The organism is Aeromonas sp. 603079 (genome assembly GCF_049172135.1).
Lineage (GTDB): Bacteria > Pseudomonadota > Gammaproteobacteria > Enterobacterales > Aeromonadaceae > Aeromonas > Aeromonas veronii.
The window spans coordinates 130,681-149,239 of record NZ_JAAKPX010000008.1 but is presented as its reverse complement, the minus strand read 5'-3'; the positions used below and the strand labels follow the sequence as shown (position 1 = coordinate 149,239).

Here is an 18,559-nt window from a genome sequence, read left to right as displayed (position 1 = left end):
GGGCTTGATGAAGTGTGCGGCCAGTATACTCAGCCCGGCCCTGCTCGTCAGCCGATGCCGTGGTTTTAGCGGCTGATATTTGGGGCGGGATCACTTATAATCCCCCGCCAATTTGAGCCAGCCCAGAGGTCCGTTCCATGTCACGTCCAAGCGATCGCAGTGCCGCGCAACTTCGCCCGGTTACCATTACCCGCAATTTCACCAAACATGCAGAAGGCTCAGTGCTGGTGGAGTTCGGTAACACTCGCGTGCTCTGCACCGCCAGCGTCGACACCAGCGTGCCGCGCTTCCTGAAAGGGAAGAACCAGGGCTGGGTGACTGCCGAATACGGCATGCTGCCGCGCTCCACCCACTCCCGGATGAACCGCGAAGCGGCCTCCGGCAAGCAGAGTGGCCGTACTCTGGAGATCTCCCGGCTGATCGCTCGCTCCCTGCGCGCGGCGGTAGACCTGACTGCGCTGGGCGAGCACTCCATCACAGTTGACTGTGACGTGCTGCAAGCCGATGGCGGCACCCGCACTGCTTCCATTACCGGTGCCTGCGTGGCGCTGGTGGATGCGCTGAACTGGATGGTCGAGAAGGGCATGATCAAGCAGAGCCCGCTCAAGCAGATGATCGCCGCCGTCTCCGTCGGCATGTATCAGGGTGAAGCCATCTGCGATCTGGAGTACATCGAAGACTCCGCCGCCGAGACCGACATGAACGTGGTGATGACCGAAGATGGTCGCATCATCGAGGTGCAGGGCACCGCGGAGGCCGAGCCCTTCACCCATGAAGAGCTGCTGGAGATGCTGGCACTCGCCAAGGGCGGCATCGCCGACATCATTGCGCTGCAGAAGCAGTCGCTCTCCTGATTTTAAAAACGCGGCATTGACCGCGTTTTTTTATACCCCCACACAAGACAACGACAAGCCAAGCAAGGAGCCAGAATGAAAGCCTACCAGCGTCAATTTATCGAGTTCGCCCTGGAGAAACAGGTTCTCAAATTCGGTGAATTTACCCTGAAATCCGGTCGTAAAAGCCCCTACTTCTTCAACGCCGGTCTGTTCAACAGCGGCCGCGATCTGGCCCGTCTCGGCCGCTTCTATGCCGCCGCCCTGATGGATGCCGGTATCGAGTTCGATGTACTGTTTGGCCCGGCCTACAAAGGGATCCCCATCGCCTCCGCCACCGCGGTGCAGCTGGTGGAGCAGCATGACGTGGATGTGCCCTGGTGCTTCAACCGCAAGGAGGCCAAGGATCATGGCGAGGGCGGCAATCTGGTGGGTAGTCCGCTCAAGGGGCGCATCATGCTGGTGGACGATGTCATCACCGCCGGCACCGCCATCCGTGAATCCATGGATCTGATCCAGGCCAACGGCGCCTCGCTGGCGGGCGTGCTGATCGCGCTGGATCGTCAGGAGAAGGGCAAGGGCGAGCTCTCCGCCATTCAGGAGGTGGAGCGTGACTACGGCGCCCACATCATCGCCATCATCCAAATGAGCGACTTGATCCAGTATCTGGAAGAGAAACAGGCCGAGCAGCCGGAGCTGGCGGCGCAACTGGCGGCTATGAAGGCTTACCGCGCCCAGTACGGTATCTGAGCTCCGCTCACACCGCGCAATAGCTGAATGCGGCGCCCGTTTGCTCTCTGGCAGCAAACGGGCGCCGTTTTTTTTCATCTGCAAAAAGTGGATCATGTGGCTTGAGCTTGCCCTTACAGTAAAGGTTAGGGTTTGCCAGTCGGCGTTTTGTGGTGCCGACGGGTTCCGGGGAGGAACAACATGACCACTCATCTTCAATCACCGATTCATCTGCAGTTGCCGCTCAGCGGCATGAGCTGTGCCAACTGCGCAGGCCGTATCGCGGCCAGTCTCAACAAACTCGACGGGGTATCGGCCACCGTCAACTTCGCGCTGGAGCAGGCGGCCATCGAGCTGGCCAGCCCCGACCGTCTGCCTGCGGTGCTCGACAGCATCAAGAGTCAGGGTTATGACTACGGTAGCGAGACCTTTTTGTTTCAAATTACCGGTATGACTTGTGCAGGTTGTTCGGCTCGACTGAACAAGATGCTGGCCGCGCTGCCCGGCGTTATCTCCGCCGAGGTCAATTTCTCCATTGAACAGGCCCGGATCGTGCTGGTGCCCGGGATGCAGACCCCGGCCGCTTTGCGCGAGCAGATCGAGGCGCTCGGCTTTGGTGCCCAGTTGGCGCAAGGCTCGGCCAGCGGCCGCCGCCAGCAGTTGCTGGAGCGGGAAGCGCAGGAGGCCGCCAGCGCCCGTCAGGCGCAAACCCGGGTCATCGTCTCGGCTTTGCTGACGCTACCGCTGCTGGTGGGGATGCTGGCCATGGCCGGGTTGTTCCCCTGGCATCTGCCCGCATGGCTGGAGCTGGTGCTCGCCACCCCGGTGCAGTTCTGGATCGGGGCCCGTTTCTATCGCGGCGCCTGGCTCGCCATCAAGAACCGCGCAGCCAATATGGATGTGCTGGTGGCCACCGGCACCAGTGCGGCCTACTTCTACAGCCTCTATCTGTTGTTGACGCTGGGGATGGCTGCCAGCGGCAAGCTCTATTTCGAGGCGAGCGCCATCATCATCACCCTGATTTCTCTCGGCAAGTTGCTGGAGGCACGGGCCAGACGCAGCACCCAGTCCGCCATTCGCGAACTGATGGCGCTGCGACCGGAAACTGCCACCGTCTGGCGTGGCGAGAGTTGGCAGAGCGTCGCTATCGACGAGGTGCTACGTGGCGATCGGCTGCGGGTGCTGGTGGGTGAGCGGGTGCCGGTGGATGGCAGAATCGTGAGCGGCGCCAGCGAACTGGACGAATCGATCCTCACCGGCGAGAGCCTGCCGGTGCCGCGCAGTGTGGGCGGCAAGGTGCTGGGCGGTGCCATCAACCGCTCCGGCGTGCTGGAGATCGAAGCCACGACAGTGGGGGAGGACTCCAGCCTCAACAAGATCATCGCGCTGGTGGAGAGCGCCCAGATGGGCAAGGCCCCGCTGCAACAGCTGGTGGACAAGGTCTCTGCCGTGTTCGTACCGGTGGTGATGGCCATCGCCTTTTTCACCCTGCTGGTGTGGTACGCCATCAGCAACGACTTCGGTCAGGCGCTGCTGGCGGCGGTAGCGGTGCTGGTGATCGCCTGCCCCTGTGCGCTGGGGCTGGCAACGCCTGCGGCCATCGTCACCGGTACCGGCGTGGCGGCGCGCCACGGCATTCTGATCAAGGATGTGGATACCCTGCAGAGGGCCCACGCCATCAAGGCGCTTATCTTCGACAAGACCGGCACCCTGACCCAGGGCCGGCCGGTGCTGGCCAGCTGGAGTGGCAACGACGAGCAGCTGCGCCTCGCTGCCGCCCTGCAGCAGGCGAGTGAACACCCGCTGGCGCTGGCGATGCGGGAGGCCGTCGGCACAGAAGTGGCGTTGCCCCAGCCGGAGGCAGTGGAGGTGCGGGTCGGTGCCGGTATTGTCGGTCAGGTAGCGGGTCACACAGTCGCCATCGGCAATGGCGCCCTGCTGGCCCAGCTCGGCATTGAACCGCCGCAACAGGATGAACAAGCCGCCGATGGGGCGACCCGGGTTTGGATTGCCGTTGATGGCACGGTCGCCGGCATCGCGGCGCTGGCCGATACCCTGCGCCCGGAGAGTCCGGAAGCCATCGCCACTCTGCGTCAGCGCGGCATTGCCAGCTGGCTGGTGAGCGGCGACGCGCCGGCCCCCGTGGCCCATATCGCCGCCAAGCTGGGGCTGGACGGGGCCTTTGACTCCGTGCTGCCAGCGGGCAAGGTGGAGAAAGTGGAGGCGCTGCGGGCGCAAACCCGCGGGCTGGTGGCCATGGTGGGGGATGGAGTGAACGATGCCCCGGCGCTGGCGGCGGCGGACGTCGGTATCGCCATGGGCTCCGGCTCCGATGTGGCGATGGAGACCGCTTCCATCACCCTGATGCGCTCTGATCCGCGGCTGGTGGCCGATGCCATCGATATCTCGGCGGCGACCTGGAGCACTATCCAGCAGAATCTGTTCTGGGCCTTCGTGTTCAACATCATCGGCATTCCGCTGGCGGCGCTGGGTTACCTGAGCCCCGAGCTGGCGGGGGCGGCCATGGCCCTGAGCAGCATTACCGTTTTGAGCAATTCCCTGTTATTGAAACGCTGGCAGCCCAGGGCGGCGCACGGGCCAGCATCCAACCCGATCAGTAAGGAGGCATAAATGAACATCAGCAAGGTTGCCAAGGCCACTGGGCTGACCGCCAAGACCATCCGTTATTACGAGAGCATTGGCCTCATCACAGCCCCGGTACGCAGTGACAACGGCTATCGCAGTTACACCGAGGGGGCGCTGCGGGAGCTGCGTTTCGTCAAGCGGGCGCGGGAGACCGGCTTCAATTTGGAGGAGTGTCAGGAGCTGCTGGCGCTCTATCGGGACGAGCACAGAACCAGCGCTCAGGTGAAGAAGTTGGCGCAGGAGAAGATCGTCGATCTGCGCGCTCGCATCGCCGGGCTGCAGGCCATGCTCAGCTCGCTGGAAGGGTTGGTCTGCTGCTGCCACGGGGATGAAAATCCCGAGTGCCCGATCCTAGACGAGCTGGAGAAGGGGTGAGCAAGGGCTCACCGGCCAGCGCAGGAGAAAGCGCCGATGATTGATTAACTTCTTAATAAACGGCGCTTTATTGTTGCCGGTCAGGGGGGAGTGGTAGACTGCTCGGCTCTTGTACAGGAGTACTCAGTTGACCCAGAGTGTGACACGCCAGGTTAAGCAGGCCATCATGGTCCAGCTCTATACCCATGCATCGTTCAGTCTCCCCTGTTTGGGCCTGCTGGCGTTTGGCTGGAGTCTGCTGTTTCACGACTATCTGCCTGCCGTCGAAGCGCTCGGCTGGTTGGCCGGGATCTTCTTCTGGCTGCTTGGTCGGGGGTGGCACCTGCGCTGGAGGCAATCCCGCCTGTACCAGACGCCATTGCCGGTGCTGGAGCGGGAGCTCTTTATCGGAGCCACCATCACCTCCATCATCTGGGCCCTCGGGGTGCTGCTCTACATGGACAAGTTGCCCGACACCTACCGGGCCGCCATGATGATGCTCTCCAGCCTCATTCTTACCGGCAGCGCCATCATGCTGTTTGGCAGCCGCCGTACCCTCTATGGTGCCGTGTTGCCGCTGGGTTGCGCTATGTTGTTTGAACTGGGGGCGGGCAATGAGCAGGAGCGAATCGTCTCCTGCATGCTGGCGGGCTATCTGTTTGTCTTTCTGCCGACTCTGCTGCGCCGGATGCGGCGGGAGCAGATCGCCTCGCTCCACCACCGTTTCTCCAACGCCGAACTGGTGGCCGAGCTGAAGGCGGTCTCCGAACATCTGCGTCTAACCTCCCGCCTCGATGGCCTGACCGGCATCGCCAACCGCGCCCACCTCGACGACTCTCTGGAGCGGGCCTGGCGCCGCTGTCACCGTGCCCGGGCACCGCTGTCGCTGGTGCTGGTGGATGTGGATTACTTCAAGCAGTTCAACGATCTCTACGGCCATCAGCTGGGGGATGACTGCCTGCAACAGGTGGCTGGCTTGCTGGCCGAGGTGGAGCGGCGCGAGGACGATCTGGCAGCCCGTTACGGTGGCGAAGAGTTTGCCTTGCTGCTGCCCTGCACCGGCATGCAGGGGGCACTGCAGGTGGCGGACAATGTGCGGCAGGCACTCAAGGAGCTGGCCATCCCGCACCAGAAGTCACTGGTCTCCGGTCGGGTCACATGTAGTTTTGGTGTTGCGACACTGATACCGGACAACAGCATGAAAATCGCCGATTTGATCCAAAAAGCGGATGCGGCACTCTATCAGGCCAAGCATAATGGACGGGATCGAATCGAAGTAGCCTTGATGGGTAAGGTTGCCTGAATTTAACGTGACAGATTAAAGAGGTTGTCTATGCAATGTCATCGTATCGAAGAGCTGCTGGAGTTGTTGCAGCCTGCCTGGATCAAGGAACAGGATCTCAGCCTGGTGCAGTTTGTTGCCAAACTGGCCCAAGAAGCGGGATTTGAAGGGCCTCTGTCCGAGCTGACCGACGACATGCTGATCTATCACCTCAAGATGCGGGAATCCGACAAGCAGGCGATGATCCCCGGTCTGGCCAAGGATCATGTGCCCGATTTCAAAGAGGCGCTGCTCAAGGCGCGCGGAATCAAGTGAATCTTTAGCGGAAGCGCATCACCTCGTGGTGATGCGCTTTTTTGTTGCCGAAAATTGCGATCCAACCCCAATATTAGATACATCTAATCCACACAATTAGCATGCCGTTTAAGATATAATCCGCTCCATAACAAATAAGGGAGCGATGTCTTGCAATGGCCGATCACGACAAAATCGATATCAAGGATGTCACCGACAAGGGCGTAACCGGGACCTTCAACCCCAATACGTTCAAAGCCAGCGACGACAGATTCAACCCAGGCAACCGCATCTATGTGCGGGCCCAGAAAGGGTATTGGCAGCGGATGCGCAAGGCCATGGGCTGGTTCTTTGTGGCGCTGTTCGTGCTGCTGCCCTGGCTGCGTTACGACGGGCGACAGGCGGTGCTGTTCGACCTCGGTCACCAGCAGTTCCATATCTTTGGCGCCACCATCTGGCCGCAGGATCTGACCCTGCTCGCCTGGCTCTTCATGATCGCCGCCTTCGGACTCTTCTTTATTACCACCTTTCTCGGTCGGGTCTGGTGTGGCTATCTCTGCCCGCAGACGGTCTGGACCTTCATGTTCATCTGGTTTGAAGAGAAGCTGGAAGGGCCCGCCAACAAACGGCGCAAGCTGGACGAGGCGCCCTGGAGCGGCGAGAAGCTGGCTCGCAAGGGGGCCAAGCATCTGGCCTGGCTGGCGATCTCGCTGGTAACCGGCCTGACCTTCGTCGCCTACTTCCAGGATGTGACTGAACTGGTGCCGGACCTCTTCACCCTGCAGGCCAGCGGATGGGTGCTGTTCTGGGTGATCTTCTTCACCATCATCACCTACGGCAACGCAGGCTGGATGCGCGCCATCATGTGTATCCACATGTGCCCCTATGCCCGCTTCCAGTCCGCCATGTTCGACAAGGACACCTTCATCGTCGGCTATGACACCAAGCGTGGCGAGACCCGTGGCGCCCGCTCCCGCAAGGCGGATCCCAAGGCGATGGGATTGGGTGACTGTATCGACTGCGATCTCTGCGTGCAGGTTTGCCCGACCGGTATCGACATCCGCGATGGCTTGCAGTACGAGTGCATCAACTGCGGCGCCTGCGTTGATGCCTGCGACCAGACCATGGAGCGGATGGGCTACCCGAAAGGGCTCATCAGCTACACCACCGAGCACAAGCTGGCCAACGACTCCACTCATGTGGCGCGGCCCAAGCTGATTGGTTACGGGCTGGTGATGGCGGTGATGCTGGGAGTCTTTGTCTACAACGCCATGTCCATCATGCCGATGGGGCTCGATATCCTGCGGGATCGCAACCAGCTGTTCCGCGAAAACAGCGAGGGGCTTATCGAGAACACCTACACCCTCAAGATCCTCAACAAGACCCTGCAGTCCCAGACCTACCAGCTGGATGTAGAGGGCTTGCCCGAGTATCAGTGGTTCGGCCCCCGTGAAGTGACCCTGAAGGCGGGCGAGATCTACACCCTGCCGGTCAGTCTGGCGGTCGATCCCTACAACCTGAAACGGCCGGCGCTGGATATCCAGTTCGTGCTGAAACGGGAGGGGGCGGCGCCCGATGACAGCAAGGGCAACCTGCGCCAGGGCAGCAAGTTTATCAGCCGGTTGTAACTGCGTGTGGCTGCGGGCCGTGGCAACAGTCCGGTCACCAGCGAGCACGGCAATGCCGGTCAGTGGTGATAGAATGGGGCGCAACGGCGCCCCTTTCTTTATGGTGGATGACATGCGTTTCAACTATTCCGACCTCAATCCCGACCTCATCATGGATGCGCTCGATCTCAGCGGCCTGCGGCTCGACTCCGGCCTTATCGAGCTCAACAGTTACGAAAACCGGGTCTATCAGTTTCAGGATGAGGAGCGTCGCCGCTATGTGGTGAAGTTCTACCGTCCCGGCCGTTGGAGCCGGGCCCAGATCCTCGAGGAGCACGAGTTTGCCACCCGCCTTGCAGAGGCTGAGATCCCGGTCGCCGCGCCACTCGCCTTTGCAGGCGAGACCCTGCTGGAGCACGAGGGCTACCCCTTTGCCATCTGGCAGAGCGTCGGTGGCCGCCAGTTCGAGGTGGATAATCTCGACCAGCTGGAGTGGGTGGGGCGTTTCCTCGGTCGCATTCATCAGATCGGCGCCAGCAAGCCGTTTCACCATCGGGTGCGGCTCGATGTGGAGAGCATGCTGCACGAACCGCGTCAGCTGCTGGCGTCTGGCGAGTGGCTGCCAAGCGGGCTGGCGAAGCAATTCTTCGGGGTACTCGATGAGCTGATCAAGCATGTCAGCGACGCCATGACCCTGGATGTGGCGCAGATCTCCCTGCATGGCGACTGCCACCCAGGCAACATCCTGTGGCGCGATGGCCCCATGTTTGTCGACCTCGATGATTGCCGCACCGGCCCCGCGATTCAGGATCTCTGGATGATGCTGAGCGGCGAGCGCCACGAGCAGCAGATCCAGCTCGATACCCTGCTGGCGGGCTACGAGGAGTTTATGGAGTTCGACTCGCGGGAGCTGGCGCTGATCGAGCCGCTGCGGGCGATGCGCATCGTTCATTACATGGCGTGGCTGGCACGGCGCTGGGAAGATCCCGCCTTCCCCCGTCACTTCCCCTGGTTCAATACCGATCACTACTGGCGTCAACAGATAGCGACCCTGCACGATCAGCTGGAGGCACTCAAGGCGCCGCCGTTGAGTCTGATGCCAAACTGGTGAAATAGATGGGATCTTGTGCGGCAAGGGGGACTCGATCTCCGGCCCTGACCATTGACGTTAGCATGGCGAAACAATAGGCTTGGCACTGCTTCGGTTCGCCGGGCGTGCCTCACAGTGATCCCTTAACAGGAAACATCATGAAAAAAGTTCTATTTTTCCTTGCTGCCATGCTGATGATCCCCATGGTTCACGCCGCCCCCGAGTTCAAGGAAGGCGTCAACTACGATGTGGTCAAACAGACTGGCAGTGCCCAGCCGGAAGTGATGGAGTTTTTCTCCTACTACTGCCCGCACTGCGCTACCTTCGAACCGATCGTTGAACAGTTGAAGGCCGGGTTGCCAGAGGGTGTGCCCCTCAAGAAGAACCCGGTTGCTTTCCTCGGTCGCGAGATGGGCCCCGAGATGCAGCGTGCCTATGCCGTTGCCAGCCTGCTCAATGCCGAAGCCAAGCTGACTCCGGCCATCTTCACCAAGATCCACACCCAGCGTCAGCCGCCTATGAGCCGTGACGACGTGAAGAAGATCTTCGTGGACAACGGCGTACCGGCTGAAGAGTTCGACGGTGCCGTCGACAGCTTCGCCGTCTCCGGCATGGTCTCCCAGTTCGATCGCAACACCGAGAGTTACAACATTCGCGGTGTACCGGCCTTCCTGGTGAACGGAAAGTACATGGTGAAGATTGAATCCATCACCTCTCAAGAGCAGTTCAACAAGCTGGTGCAGTTCCTGCTGGCCAAGAAAGACTGATACCCCTTGAGTCGATAAAAAAGCCCGCCGGTGCGAACCGGCGGGCTTTTTGTCTTCTGGCGATCTCGAAGATCAGACCCCGACGTGGAACGCCTGTTTGAGGTTGCGGATAAACTCCGCATCCCGGCAGAGGGTCTTTCCCGGGCTGTCGGAGATCTTGGCGACCGGGCCGCCATTGCACTCGATCAGCTTGAACACGATGTTCATCGGGCTGACACCGGGCAGATCGCAGGTGAGCTTGGTGCCGATACCGAAACTGGTGTTGATGCGGCCACGGAAGTGGCGGAACAGCTGCACCGCCTTGTCGAGGTTGAGCCCGTCGGAGAAGACCAGGGTCTTGTCGGTGGGGTCGATGCCAAGGCGCTGATAGTGGCTGATCGCCTTCTCGCCCCACACCACGGGATCGCCGGAGTCGTGACGCAAGCCCTGATAGCTGCTGGCCAGCTCGAAGTCGAAGTCGCGCAGGAAGGCATCCATGGTAATGCAGTCGGTCAGGGCGATGCCGAGATGGTCGGTGAACTCGTCCAGCCAGCTGGTGAGGGCGGCGCGCTGGCTGTGCTCCAGCGGGAAGCCGAGCTGCTGGTGCGCCTGGAACCACTCATGGGCCTGGGTGCCGACAGCGGGCAGCTTGTGCTTCTGGGCCAGCATGTAGTTGCTGGTGCCGCGAAACGCCGGCAGCCGCTCCTTGAGGCGACCCACTACCGCATCCTGTACCGCGTGGGAGAAGCGGCGGCGGGTGCCGAAGTCGATGAGGTTGAACTCGCTCATCTCGTCGCGGCTCAGCTCCTTCTCCAGCTTGTCGATCTTCTGATCGAGCCGCTCCAGTGCGTGGCTGACGCCGAACTGGGGGTAGCGGAAGCGGTTGCGCATCTCGCTGATGATGGCGAGCACCGGGATCTCCCACAGGATCACATCCTGCCAGGGGCCCTCGACCCGCACATTGATACGACCATCCTGCTCGAACACCTTGAGCAGGGAGGCGTCTAGCGGCTTGCGGCGCAGGTGGTCGAGGTAGTCAGGGGTGAAGAAGGGGCGCTCGGCCAGAAAATCGAGCTCGGGCTTGGTCAGTCGCAGGGATCCGGCGAGGCGCAGTTGCTCCTCGATCTGCCCCATCATGGGCAGCAGATCCTCTTCATTGCGGCTGTGAAACTCGGCCACCACCTCGGCATCCGGATAGCGATGGAACACCGCCTGCTGCATATGCAGCTTGTAGGCGTCGGTGTCGAGCAGGCTGGTAAGAATCGGTGGCATATCAGGCTCCCCGCAGGCGGGCGAACGCCAGTTGCATAGGTAAATTGCAGGCGCCGCTATCGGACAGGCTGGTGAGGATGAGGGGCATATCAGGCGTCCAGCAGGCGTTGTACATCGATCAGGGTCTGGGCCAGTTCGGCGCCAGCCTCGATCATCTGGGTGTGGGCGCTGGCAACCGTCGCGGGTGCAATGCCACGGCAGGCATCGAGATGGACGATTACCCGGAAACCGGCGCGGCGCAGTTGCAGCACGCTGGTTTTGACACAGTAGTCGGTGGCGAGGCCGCCGACCAGTACGGTATCGACCTTGCGGGCTTGCAGGAATTCGATGAGTCCGGTGCTGCGCCGTTCGGCCAGGTCGTGGAAGCAGGTGCCGTAGGGATGGAGATCCGGTTCGACCCCCTTCCAGACGAAGAAGTCATAGTCGATGGGAGCGGGCAGGCCGTCGAGCAGCTCGAAGCCCTTGCTGCCCGGTACGCAGTGCACCGGCCAGGTGAGGTCGGCGTTGGGCAGATCCAGCGGCAGCAGCATGCCAGCGGGGTCAGAGACGGCCCAGTCGGCATTGGCAGGGTGAGAGTCCTTGCTGCCGATCCGCAGCGTGGCGAGGGTGGCCTGAGCGTTGAGCGCAGCCACAATATCATCACCGCCCGCGACGGGCAGTTCGTTCGGGCAGAGGGGGGTAAAGCCCTTCTGCGCATCAATATCCAGGCTGGCGACGGTTCCCATGATTGGCTCCTGCACATACTATTCGTGTGATATTATCTACCAAACATTAATGGAAGGCGAGCAGGGCGATCGGCATGCTGAGAATGAGTCTGGATATGGTGGTGCTGCGGTTGCATGAGGAGCGGCTCGAGCTGCTGCTCGAGACCCGCGATCGCCCCCCCTTTGCCCATTGCTGGCAACTGCCGGCGCTGCGCATCGACGAGACCCGGGATCGGGATCTCGATGCCGCCCAGCGCCGTCTACTGGCGGAGTGGGGGCTTGGTCACTGCTACAGCGAGCAGGTCTGCACTCTCGGCAATCTGGAGCGGGATCCCCGCGGCTGGTCCACGACCCTGGTCTATCTCTGTCTGGTGGATCCGGAAGTGGAGGCGATCCACGGTTGCTGGCATCCGCTCGCCAACCTGCCGGGGCTGAGCCTCGCCTTCGACCATGTCCAGCTTATCGCCAAGGGACTGGAGCGGCTGCGGATCAAGAGCCGCTACAGCACCCTGCCGCTGCAACTGCTGGGGCCCGAGTTCACCCTCTCCGAGGTGCAGCGCGCCTTCGAAATCATCCTGCAAACACCCATGAATACGGCGGCATTTCGCAAGCGGATCCATCGCGCCGACATTCTGGTAGATACCGGCCGCAAGCGCACCGGCAAACAGCGTCCTGCCATCCTCTACCGGCTGGAGAGCCCCTGCTGCGTGATGTTCGATCAGGTGATGCACGGAGCGGAAGCATGAGTGAGACCGGTGTGCACAAGGTGCTGGTGAGTGCCTGCCTGCTGGGTCAGCCGGTGCGTTACGACGGTCAGAGCAAGGGGATCGTCAGCGACTGGCTGAGTGCGCTGGGAGCCGAAGGACGGGTGCTGGCGTTTTGCCCCGAAGTGGCGGGCGGTTTGCCGACCCCACGCCCCCCTGCCGAGCGACAGGGCGAGCGCGTAGTGACGGCGAGCGGGATGGATGTGACCGCCGAGTTTGATCGCGGCGCCGAGCTGACCCTCGCGCTCTGTCAGGCGCAGGGCATTCGCTTCGCCTTGCTGAAAGAGGGGAGCCCCTCATGTGGCAGCGGCCGTATCTATAACGGCCGCTTCGAAGGTGTTTCTGTGGCGGGCGAGGGCAAGACCACTGCTCTGCTGCGCCGCCACGGGATTGTGGTCTTTTCCGAAGATCAGTTGGCCGAGTTGGCTTCTGCGCTCTCTTTGGATTCCTCCCCGGATTTGGCGGCAACCGGCAGCGGCGCCTGACCGCTCTGCCACCCCTCCAGCACCTCGTCCTTCTCCTGCCAGCGCTGGTTTAGCCACTCCTGAAAACCGCGCTTGAACTGCTTGTCGTTGAAGTAATCTCCTATCAGCTGCTCATTCACCGGCAGCTCCTCAATCCGCACCTGAATGCGTTTTACCCGCCCCATCAGGAAGTCCTTGAACGGGGTCTCGGCGTTGTCCGGATAGCGGATGGTGACGTTGATCAGGCTGTCGAACTGTTCGCCCATGGCGGCCAGTGTGAAGGCCAGCCCCGCCGCCTTGGGCGGCATCAGGTGGCGATAGCGGGAGCGGGCGGCATCCCGTTTCTGCTCGGTGAAGCGGGTCCCTTCCACGAAGTTGATGACGGTAGTGGGGATGTGGCGAAACTTCTCGCAGGCGTTGCGGGTGGTCTCGATATCCTTGCCGCGCAGATGGGGATTTTTTAACAGAAACTCTCTCGAATAACGGCGCATAAAGGGCATATCGAGCCCCCAGCAGGCGAGCCCCAGCAGCGGGATGTAGATGAGCTCGTGCTTCATGAAGAACTTGGGCACCGGCAGCCTATCGCGGAACAGGTGGCCGAGCACCACGATATCGGTCCAGCTCATATGGTTGCTGATGATGAGATACCAGCCATCCTTGCGCAGCCTGGTGCTGTCCTCCACCTGCCAGTCGATGCGGGTGGTGAGGCGGATCACCAGCGCATTGCAGGCCAGCCACAGTCTCATGAAGCGGTTGTTGAGGCGGCTGCAGGCGCGGCCAAAGGCCGGGAGCGGCAGTATTAGTTTGGCCAGCGACACCAGCAGGATCAGGCTGGCGCACAAGGCGGTAAAGAGAATGGTCAGGCCCGCACTGATGATCAGCACCAGCGGGCCGGGAAGCAGGGATAGCATGAATGTTTACTGCGCCTTGGTTGCCAGCAGTTGGCTCAGGGTCTGGTCCTTTTCGTGCCAGATCCCGTTCAACCACTGTTGAAACTCTTGTTGGAACTCGGGGTCATTGAAGTAATCCCCCACCAGCTTGCGGTCGATCGGCAAATAGCGGACCTGAACCTTGATTTGCCCGACCCGGCCACACATGAAGTCCCAGTAGCTGGGGATGCCGTCCGGATAGGCGATGGTGACATCCACCAGTTGATGCAACTGGTCACCCATGGCTGCCAGGGTAAAGGCGATGCCGCCTGCTTTCGGTTGGAGCAGGTGACGATAGGGCGAACCCTGCTTCTGATGTTTGCCCTTGGTGAAGCGGGTGCCTTCGACGAAGTTCATCACACTCACTGGAATGTGGCGGAACCTGGCACAGGCTTTACGGGTTGTTTCAATGTCTTTTCCCTTCAGATGGGGATGCTTTTCCAGAAATTTCCTGGAATATCGCCGCATGAAGGGGAAGTCAAGCGCCCACCATGCCAGACCGAGAAAAGGTACCCAAATCAGCTCTTTCTTGAGGAAAAACTTCAGGAAGGGGATTTTTTGGTTAAAAACCCGCTGCAGTACCAGTATGTCGACCCAGGATTGATGGTTGGCAATCACCATATACCACTCATTCCGGTGCCCTTTGTCCACTCCGACCACCTCGAAAGGGGTTTTGATGATGGTTTTCTGGATCAGATTGTTGAAACCGATCCAGCAGCTGGCACAGCCATCGAGCAGCCAGTTGCAGAGGGTGCGCCACCCCTTGAGGGGGAGCAGGAGCTTGAGCAGACCCAGCGAGAAGATGGGGACAAACCAGAAGAGGGTGTTGAAAAAATAGAGCAGGGTGGAGAGGCTGCCGCGCAGTCGCTCTGTCAGCTTGTTGGGCATGAGTCGGGTCCGTCTTGCTGTCGATAAAGGGCCATCAAGTGGTCAGATCTGTGGCCATAATATCAGCCGATTGCCTGCGAGACCATTCAGAGCCGTTACGGGGTTGGACTCACCCTTTCCCTTCTGTCAGCTGCTGCGCAGTCGCGACAGCAGCCTGTCCATGGCGCGATAACCGAGCGCCTCGATAAGATGCTCCTTGCCGATGGCGGGTTGCCCGGCCAGATCGGCGATGGTGCGTGACACCCGCAGGATGCGATGCCAGGCCCGGATGCTGAGCCCCAGCTTCTGGATGGCGTTCTCCAAAAATTCGGCATCTTGCAGTGATAGTCGGCAAATATCCTCTATCTCGCGACTATCCAGCAGGTTGTTGAGCTTGCCGTTACGGCTCAGCATACGCTCTCGTGCCGCCAGCACCCGATCGCGGATCTGCCGGCTCGACTCCCCTCGCTCCGCCTTGCCGGTCAGACTCCCTTTGGGTAGCAGTGGCACTTCCACAGTCAGATCGAAGCGGTCGAGAAAGGGGCCGGAGAGTTTGCCGAGATAGCGCAGGATCTGATCCGGGCTGGAGCGAGTCTGGCCGTCGCCATAGTGTCCGCAAGGGCTGGGATTCATGGCGCCGACCAACTGGAAGCGGGCGGGGAAATCCACCTGGCGGGCGGCCCGGCTGATGGTGATGTGGCCGGTTTCCAGCGGCTCGCGCAGGGAGTCGAGCACCTTGCGCTCGAACTCGGGCAATTCATCCAGAAACAGCACTCCGTTGTGGGCCAGCGATATTTCGCCGGGCCGCGGGTGGCTGCCACCGCCCACCAGCGCCACCGCCGAGGCGCTGTGGTGGGGTGTGCGGTATGGTCTGTGGTGCCAGTGGCCGGCGCGCGGAGTGAGGCCCCCGATGGAGTGGATGGCGGCGGTCTGCTGCGCCTCCTGCTCGCTCAGCGGCGGCAGAATGCCGGGCAGACGGCTCGCCAGCATGCTCTTGCCGGTGCCGGGCGGGCCGATGAACAACAGGTTGTGGCTGCCGGCGGCGGCAATCTCCAGCGCCCGTTTGGCCTGTGACTGGCCGATCACATCCTGTAGATCCGGTACATCGGGCAGGCTCTCCGCGCTTTGTTGATCCGGCAGTGGCAGCTCGTACTGGCCGGCCAGCCAGGCGGTGACGGCCAGCAGTTGGTGAGCGGTGCGCACCTCGGCATCCTGAATGAGGGAAGCTTCGGGGCCGTTCTCCCGCGGTACCAGCAGGGTGCGCCCCGCATCGCGGCAGGCGAGTACGGCAGGCAGTACGCCGAGCACGGGACGAATTTCGCCGGTCAGGGCCAACTCCCCCAAAAATTCGTGATCGAGCAGATATTTTGCGGGTATCTGCTTGGAAGCGGCGAGAATGCCGATGGCGATGGCCAGATCGAAACGGCCCCCCTCCTTGGGCAGATCGGCGGGGGCCAGATTGACCGTGATGTGTTTGCTCGGGAACTCGAAGTTGCCGTTGAGCAGGGCGCTGCGCACCCGATCCCGCGACTCCTTCACCGAGGTTTCCGGCAGGCCGACCATGTTGAAGGCGGGCAGGCCGTTGGAGAGGTGAACTTCCACTGTAACTTGCGGGGCCGCGATCCCGAGGCTGGCACGGCTATAAACCACAGCTAATGACATAAATCCCGTCCTTGAGTTGATATATGTTCTGACTAACTGCTTGTTGTTGGTTTTTTATTCCAGAGTTCCGGCTGAGGAATAGCCAAAATCAGTGGGTTGTCACAGAAAAAAGGCTTGCCCAATAAAAATCATCGTGCTAGTTCTAATAGCCATTCGCGGTAAAAACCGCCCCAATTTCACAGGATTTCCGGTTGTAACTATGAACATGGCCTCCCGTTTCGTCAGCATTATTGTGGTCCTAGTGGTGATTATTATCTCACCGCTCGGGGCTCGTTTAGCTGCACGGAACAAGGGATAGACCCACCACCGGACAGAACGAAACAAGCGACCCCCGAGCCTCACAGCTCGGGGGTTTTTTTTCGACCAAAGGACAGGATTTTCCACATGAACGGCGCGCAGTTTTTGGTACAGGCTCTCAAGAAACAGGGTGTGACCCAGGTGTTTGGTTACCCGGGCGGGGCCATCATGCCGGTCTACGATGCCCTGTATGACGGTGGTCTGGCCCATCAGCTCTGTCGCCACGAGCAGGGCGCCGCCATGGCGGCGGTGGGCTACGCCCGCGCCTCTGGTCAGGTGGGGGTCTGCATTGCCACCTCCGGCCCCGGCGCTACCAATCTGGTGACCGGTCTGGCGGAGGCGCTGCTCGATTCGGTGCCGCTGGTGGCCATCAGCGGTCAGGTGCCCTGTTCCGCCATCGGTACCGATGCGTTTCAGGAGGTCGACGTGCTCGGCATGTCCCTCTCCTGTACCAAGCACTCCTTCATGGTGACTGATGCCGCCGATCTGGGGCGAGTGCTGGCAGAAGCTTTCGCCATCGCCACCGAAGGGCGCCCCGGCCCTGTGCTGATCGATCTCCCCAAGGATGTGCAGTTGGCCGCCGTGCCTGCCCAGAGCCCGCTGTTTGCAGTGGAAGAGTCGGAGGTGCTCAACCCCTCGGATCTGGCCGCAGCCCGCACCCTGCTGGCCGCCGCCGAGCGCCCGGTGCTCTACGTCGGTGGCGGGGTAGGCATGGCCAATGCCGAGCAGCAGTTGCGTGACTTTGCTGCCGTCACCGGCATGCCTGCGGTCACCACCCTCAAGGGGATTGGCGCGCTCGACCCCGATAGCGCCGTTTACCTCGGCATGCTCGGCATGCACGGTACCAAGGCGGCCAACTATGCGGTGCAGCAGTGCGACTTGCTGCTGGTGGTGGGCGCCCGTTTCGACGACAGGGTGACCGGCAAGCTGGAGGAGTTCGCCCCCGAGGCCAAGGTGATCCATCTCGATGTGGACGCCGCCGAGTTCGGCAAGCGCCGCGCCGCCGAGGTGGGGATCACCACGGATCTCAAACAGGTATTGCCACGTCTCGCTATGTCCCTCGCCATCGACCATTGGCGTGAGCACTGCGCCGCCATGGCCCGCGAATATGCGTTTCGCTACGACCATCCGGGTCAGGCAATCTATGCTCCGGCTCTGCTCAAGCAGCTCTCTGCCCGGCTGCCGGAGAGCAGCGTGGTGGCCTGCGATGTGGGTCAGCACCAGATGTGGGTGGCCCAGCACATGCGCTTCACCAGCCCGCGCAACCACCTCTCCAGCGCCGGTCTGGGTACCATGGGCTTTGGTCTGCCCGCTGCCATCGGCGCCAAGATGTCGCGCCCGGAGGATGAAGTGGTGCTGGTGAGCGGTGATGGCTCTTTCATGATGAACGTGCAGGAGCTCGGCACCATCCGCCGGGCCCAGCTCAAGGTGAAGATGGTGCTGCTGGATAACCAGCGCCTCGGCATGGTGCGCCAGTGGCAGGAGCTGTTCTTCGACGGCCGCTACAGCGAGACCATCCTCTCCGACAACCCCGATTTCGTCGCCCTGGCTGCCGCTTTCGGCATTCCGGGCGAGACCATTACATGCAAGGAGCAGATAGCCGGTGCCCTCGATCGCCTGCTGGCAAGCGAGAGTGCCTACTTGCTGCATGTGGCTATTTCAGAGGAAGAAAACGTCTGGCCCCTGGTTCCGCCGGGAGTCGCCAACCACCAGATGATGGAGCAACGCCCATGAACCCGCACACCCTTGCCCAGCCAGCATTTGCACAACACACCCTGCATATCCACGCCCAGCCCAGACCCGAAGTGATGGAGCGGGTGCTGCGGGTGGTGCGTCACCGCGGCTTCAATCTCTGCGCCTTGAATATGGAGCAGGATTGCCAACAGCTGCGGATCACGGTTACTGTCGAGTCGGTGCGTCCCATCCAGCAGTTGTGGAGCCAGCTGGTGAAGCTGGTGGACGTCTCCCGGGTCGATGCACTGGAACAGCAACCCCGGATCAGAGCTTAAGGAGCCAAGC

General features: G+C 61.4%; 18 protein-coding genes. 13 read left to right on the top strand and 5 right to left on the bottom strand.

Translation table 11 applies throughout. From position 1 onward, the window contains the following. Nucleotides 1-137: 137 nt before the first annotated feature. The 9 genes from rph to G5287_RS07955 all read left to right on the top strand — a co-directional run bounded on the left by rph (nucleotide 138) and on the right by G5287_RS07955 (nucleotide 9,602). The gene (gene rph / locus G5287_RS07995; protein WP_005339589.1) at nucleotides 138-854 is read left to right on the top strand and encodes a ribonuclease PH; all 717 of its coding nucleotides are present in this window, start codon (nucleotides 138-140) and stop codon (nucleotides 852-854) included. 75 nt (nucleotides 855-929) lie between these two features. Next, nucleotides 930-1,583, top strand: coding sequence for an orotate phosphoribosyltransferase (pyrE, locus tag G5287_RS07990; protein WP_010676102.1), 654 nt, complete (start codon nucleotides 930-932; stop codon nucleotides 1,581-1,583). A gap of 180 nt (nucleotides 1,584-1,763) precedes the next feature. Continuing rightward, on the top strand, nucleotides 1,764-4,193 hold the full coding sequence (locus tag G5287_RS07985; RefSeq protein ID WP_421231125.1) for a heavy metal translocating P-type ATPase: 2,430 nt from the start codon (nucleotides 1,764-1,766) through the stop codon (nucleotides 4,191-4,193). Continuing rightward, the gene (cueR, locus tag G5287_RS07980) at nucleotides 4,194-4,583 is read left to right on the top strand and encodes a Cu(I)-responsive transcriptional regulator (protein ID WP_106844324.1); all 390 of its coding nucleotides are present in this window, start codon (nucleotides 4,194-4,196) and stop codon (nucleotides 4,581-4,583) included. Nucleotides 4,584-4,710: 127 nt separating this feature from the next. After that, nucleotides 4,711-5,865, top strand: a complete 1,155-nt coding sequence (locus G5287_RS07975) for a GGDEF domain-containing protein (protein ID WP_216952339.1) — start codon at nucleotides 4,711-4,713, stop codon at nucleotides 5,863-5,865. Between the two features lie 30 nt (nucleotides 5,866-5,895). Beyond that, complete coding sequence (locus G5287_RS07970) at nucleotides 5,896-6,159, top strand: YihD family protein (RefSeq protein ID WP_005339598.1); 264 nt, start codon at nucleotides 5,896-5,898, stop codon at nucleotides 6,157-6,159. A gap of 155 nt (nucleotides 6,160-6,314) precedes the next feature. Next, nucleotides 6,315-7,766, top strand: a complete 1,452-nt coding sequence (gene ccoG, locus G5287_RS07965) for a cytochrome c oxidase accessory protein CcoG (protein ID WP_005357450.1) — start codon at nucleotides 6,315-6,317, stop codon at nucleotides 7,764-7,766. 100 nt (nucleotides 7,767-7,866) lie between these two features. After that, nucleotides 7,867-8,856 carry a serine/threonine protein kinase gene (locus G5287_RS07960; protein ID WP_204477875.1) on the top strand — a complete coding sequence of 330 codons (990 nt, stop codon included), beginning with the start codon at nucleotides 7,867-7,869 and terminating at the stop codon, nucleotides 8,854-8,856. A 137-nt stretch (nucleotides 8,857-8,993) separates the two neighbouring features. Continuing rightward, complete coding sequence (locus G5287_RS07955) at nucleotides 8,994-9,602, top strand: thiol:disulfide interchange protein DsbA/DsbL (RefSeq protein ID WP_005339604.1); 609 nt, start codon at nucleotides 8,994-8,996, stop codon at nucleotides 9,600-9,602. A 72-nt stretch (nucleotides 9,603-9,674) separates the two neighbouring features. Here G5287_RS07955 and pncB read toward each other — a convergent pair whose 3' ends face one another. Together pncB and G5287_RS07945 are read right to left on the bottom strand one after the other, a co-directional pair. Beyond that, a complete protein-coding gene (gene pncB, locus G5287_RS07950) occupies nucleotides 9,675-10,853 on the bottom strand; it encodes a nicotinate phosphoribosyltransferase (RefSeq protein ID WP_323913142.1) in 1,179 nt (392 codons plus the stop codon). 89 nt (nucleotides 10,854-10,942) lie between these two features. Next, nucleotides 10,943-11,578, bottom strand: coding sequence for a nicotinamidase (locus tag G5287_RS07945; protein ID WP_005357452.1), 636 nt, complete (start codon nucleotides 11,576-11,578; stop codon nucleotides 10,943-10,945). 74 nt (nucleotides 11,579-11,652) lie between these two features. Here G5287_RS07945 and G5287_RS07940 point away from each other — a divergent pair, with 74 nt between their 5' ends. Together G5287_RS07940 and G5287_RS07935 are read left to right on the top strand one after the other, a co-directional pair. Beyond that, complete coding sequence (locus tag G5287_RS07940; protein WP_005339607.1) at nucleotides 11,653-12,303, top strand: NUDIX hydrolase; 651 nt, start codon at nucleotides 11,653-11,655, stop codon at nucleotides 12,301-12,303. Continuing rightward, nucleotides 12,300-12,806: a DUF523 domain-containing protein gene (locus G5287_RS07935; protein WP_319919241.1), complete on the top strand. Its 507-nt coding sequence runs from the start codon at nucleotides 12,300-12,302 to the stop codon at nucleotides 12,804-12,806. The genes G5287_RS07940 and G5287_RS07935 overlap by 4 nt, the downstream gene beginning before the upstream one ends. Here G5287_RS07935 and G5287_RS07930 read toward each other — a convergent pair. From G5287_RS07930 to G5287_RS07920, 3 genes are all read right to left on the bottom strand, one after another. Continuing rightward, on the bottom strand, nucleotides 12,731-13,696 hold the full coding sequence (locus tag G5287_RS07930; protein ID WP_421172651.1) for an acyltransferase: 966 nt from the start codon (nucleotides 13,694-13,696) through the stop codon (nucleotides 12,731-12,733). The genes G5287_RS07935 and G5287_RS07930 overlap by 76 nt on opposite strands. A 6-nt stretch (nucleotides 13,697-13,702) precedes the next feature. Beyond that, entirely contained in the window at nucleotides 13,703-14,602 is a 900-nt protein-coding gene (locus tag G5287_RS07925) for an acyltransferase (protein WP_158110869.1), read from the bottom strand. A 126-nt stretch (nucleotides 14,603-14,728) separates the two neighbouring features. Beyond that, nucleotides 14,729-16,243: a YifB family Mg chelatase-like AAA ATPase gene (locus G5287_RS07920; RefSeq protein ID WP_421172650.1), complete on the bottom strand. Its 1,515-nt coding sequence runs from the start codon at nucleotides 16,241-16,243 to the stop codon at nucleotides 14,729-14,731. Nucleotides 16,244-16,627: 384 nt separating this feature from the next. On the opposite strand from G5287_RS07920, the gene ilvG reads away from it, so the two are divergent. Together ilvG and ilvM are read left to right on the top strand one after the other, a co-directional pair. Then, nucleotides 16,628-18,274, top strand: a complete 1,647-nt coding sequence (ilvG, locus tag G5287_RS07915) for an acetolactate synthase 2 catalytic subunit (RefSeq protein WP_421231124.1) — start codon at nucleotides 16,628-16,630, stop codon at nucleotides 18,272-18,274. Further along, nucleotides 18,271-18,549, top strand: a complete 279-nt coding sequence (gene ilvM / locus G5287_RS07910; protein ID WP_005342011.1) for an acetolactate synthase 2 small subunit — start codon at nucleotides 18,271-18,273, stop codon at nucleotides 18,547-18,549. Before ilvG ends, ilvM begins: the two co-directional genes overlap by 4 nt. Nucleotides 18,550-18,559 lie beyond the last annotated feature (10 nt).

What these genes read in the sequence shown, in the direction of transcription:
- G5287_RS07985 (WP_421231125.1), top strand. Translation starts at nt 1,764, where the DNA reads ATGACCACTCATCTTCAATCACCGATTCATCTGCAGTTGCCGCTCAGC.
- G5287_RS07930 (WP_421172651.1), bottom strand. Translation starts at nt 13,696, where the DNA reads ATGCTATCCCTGCTTCCCGGCCCGCTGGTGCTGATCATCAGTGCGGGC.
- G5287_RS07945 (WP_005357452.1), bottom strand. Translation starts at nt 11,578, where the DNA reads ATGGGAACCGTCGCCAGCCTGGATATTGATGCGCAGAAGGGCTTTACC.
- G5287_RS07935 (WP_319919241.1), top strand. Translation starts at nt 12,300, where the DNA reads ATGAGTGAGACCGGTGTGCACAAGGTGCTGGTGAGTGCCTGCCTGCTG.
- G5287_RS07920 (WP_421172650.1), bottom strand. Translation starts at nt 16,243, where the DNA reads ATGTCATTAGCTGTGGTTTATAGCCGTGCCAGCCTCGGGATCGCGGCC.
- pyrE (WP_010676102.1), top strand. Translation starts at nt 930, where the DNA reads ATGAAAGCCTACCAGCGTCAATTTATCGAGTTCGCCCTGGAGAAACAG.
- G5287_RS07925 (WP_158110869.1), bottom strand. Translation starts at nt 14,602, where the DNA reads ATGCCCAACAAGCTGACAGAGCGACTGCGCGGCAGCCTCTCCACCCTG.
- pncB (WP_323913142.1), bottom strand. Translation starts at nt 10,853, where the DNA reads ATGCCACCGATTCTTACCAGCCTGCTCGACACCGACGCCTACAAGCTG.
- rph (WP_005339589.1), top strand. Translation starts at nt 138, where the DNA reads ATGTCACGTCCAAGCGATCGCAGTGCCGCGCAACTTCGCCCGGTTACC.
- G5287_RS07940 (WP_005339607.1), top strand. Translation starts at nt 11,653, where the DNA reads ATGCTGAGAATGAGTCTGGATATGGTGGTGCTGCGGTTGCATGAGGAG.
- ilvM (WP_005342011.1), top strand. Translation starts at nt 18,271, where the DNA reads ATGAACCCGCACACCCTTGCCCAGCCAGCATTTGCACAACACACCCTG.
- ilvG (WP_421231124.1), top strand. Translation starts at nt 16,628, where the DNA reads ATGAACGGCGCGCAGTTTTTGGTACAGGCTCTCAAGAAACAGGGTGTG.
- cueR (WP_106844324.1), top strand. Translation starts at nt 4,194, where the DNA reads ATGAACATCAGCAAGGTTGCCAAGGCCACTGGGCTGACCGCCAAGACC.
- G5287_RS07955 (WP_005339604.1), top strand. Translation starts at nt 8,994, where the DNA reads ATGAAAAAAGTTCTATTTTTCCTTGCTGCCATGCTGATGATCCCCATG.
- G5287_RS07970 (WP_005339598.1), top strand. Translation starts at nt 5,896, where the DNA reads ATGCAATGTCATCGTATCGAAGAGCTGCTGGAGTTGTTGCAGCCTGCC.
- G5287_RS07960 (WP_204477875.1), top strand. Translation starts at nt 7,867, where the DNA reads ATGGTGGATGACATGCGTTTCAACTATTCCGACCTCAATCCCGACCTC.
- ccoG (WP_005357450.1), top strand. Translation starts at nt 6,315, where the DNA reads ATGGCCGATCACGACAAAATCGATATCAAGGATGTCACCGACAAGGGC.